At 64.3% G+C, this 1,581-nt stretch carries 2 protein-coding genes; one reads left to right on the top strand and one right to left on the bottom strand.

Annotated features, from left to right (window positions below):
* The coding region (locus EOA24_RS37410; RefSeq protein WP_133374885.1) for a glutathione S-transferase family protein at positions 1–546 on the bottom strand (546 nt) is incomplete at its 3' end.
* A 160-nt stretch (positions 547–706) separates the two neighbouring features.
* On the opposite strand from EOA24_RS37410, the gene EOA24_RS37405 reads away from it, so the two are divergent.
* A complete protein-coding gene (locus EOA24_RS37405; protein WP_126080310.1) occupies positions 707–1,513 on the top strand; it encodes an undecaprenyl-diphosphate phosphatase in 807 nt (268 codons plus the stop codon).
* The last annotated feature ends 68 nt before the right edge of the window (positions 1,514–1,581 follow it).

The raw sequence follows: 1,581 nt of genomic DNA, 5'->3' as shown, positions 1-1,581 counted from the left end.
GTCGAGCACCGAAAGCGTCGCCGCCGCGGCGAGGTCGGCATAGGTCACCTTGTTGCCGGCCAGCCAATGGCGCGTGCCGGCCAGCCAATTGGTGTATTTCATGTGCTGGCGGATGTTGGCGCGCGCCGCCCGGATCGCCGCCGAATCGGGCGAGCCGCCGCCGGCGGTTTCCGGCATCACCGGCTTCAGCACGCGCTCGCGCACCAGGTGGCGGGTGACCTCGCTTTCGGCCTTCGCCAGATACCAGTCGGTCAGCCGGCGGATTTCGGCGCGCTGCATCGGATCCTCGGCGAACAGCCTTTTGTCGCGCTTCAAGACGCCGCGCGTCTCGTCGAGATATTCGGCGATCACCATGGCGCCGACGATCGGCACGTCGCCTTCGGCGAGCAGGATCGGCAGCGTGCCGGCCGGGTTCAGCGCCAGGAACTCCTTGCGCCGCGTCCACGGCTTTTCCTCGATCAGCGCCAGCTCCTCGCCATACTCGCCAAAGGCAAGGCGCACGAACCGGCAGGTGGCGAACATGGGATGGTGGAAAAGCGTCAGCATGGTTCCGCGATGATAGGGCGCACTGGCGAATCGATACCTGCACCGGTAAGTCTTGGCGGCCCGTCATGCGGCCGTCACGGTGTTGCGACCTATAGGGGGACTTCCGCGCCGTGACAAGCAAGCCGTTGTTCCCAGCTGTGCCCGAAATCCTGAGGTTGCCATGGAAAGCCAGACCATCGTCGAAGCGCTGCTGCTTGGGCTGCTGGAGGGCCTGACCGAGTTCATCCCGGTGTCCTCGACCGGCCACATCCTGCTTGCCGGCCATTTCCTCGGCTTCCACTCCACCGGCAAGGCCTTCGAGATCCTGATCCAGCTCGGCGCGATCCTGGCCATTTTGAGTGTCTATTTCGGCAAGCTCTGGCAGATGCTGATCAAGCTGCCCAGCGATCCGCAGACCAGGCATTTCGTCATCGGCATCCTGATCGCCTTCCTGCCGGCCGCGGTCATCGGCGCCGTAGGTCACGACTTCATCAAAAACTATCTGTTCGAATCGCCAAAACTGATCTGCAGCATGCTGATCATTGGCGGCGTGGTGCTGCTCGTCGTCGACCGCATCAACTTCAAGCCGGTGCATCACGACGTCGAGCGCTTCCCGTTGAGCGTCTATCTCAAGATCGGCCTGTTCCAGTGCCTGTCGCTGATCCCGGGCACCTCGCGTTCCGGCTCGACCATCGTCGGCGCGCTGCTGATGGGCGTCGACAAGCGCGCGGCGGCGGAATTCTCCTTCTTCCTCGCCATGCCTACCATGGTCGGCGCCTTCGCCTTCGACCTCTTCAAGAACCGCAACGTGCTGACTTCGGCCGACCTGCCGATCATTTCCGTCGGCTTCATCGCCGCCTTCGTCGCCGCGCTGATCGTCGTGCGCTTCCTGCTCGATTACGTCTCGAAGAACGGCTACGCGCTGTTCGGCTGGTGGCGGCTTGCGGTCGGGGTAGCGGGGCTGGCGGCGCTGATGGTTTGGGGGTGAGAACCCGCCCGCAGGATATGGCAACCACACACCGCGCTCCCCCTCACCCAGCCTCCGCTTCGCTCGGC

Source organism: Mesorhizobium sp. M2A.F.Ca.ET.039.01.1.1 (assembly GCF_003998035.1).
GTDB lineage: Bacteria > Pseudomonadota > Alphaproteobacteria > Rhizobiales > Rhizobiaceae > Mesorhizobium.
This window is presented reverse-complemented; position numbering and strand designations above follow the sequence as displayed.

Bases quoted from the DNA above. Each gene is read 5' to 3' on its own strand.
- EOA24_RS37405 (WP_126080310.1), top strand. From the start codon at position 707: ATGGAAAGCCAGACCATCGTCGAAGCGCTGCTGCTTGGGCTGCTGGAG.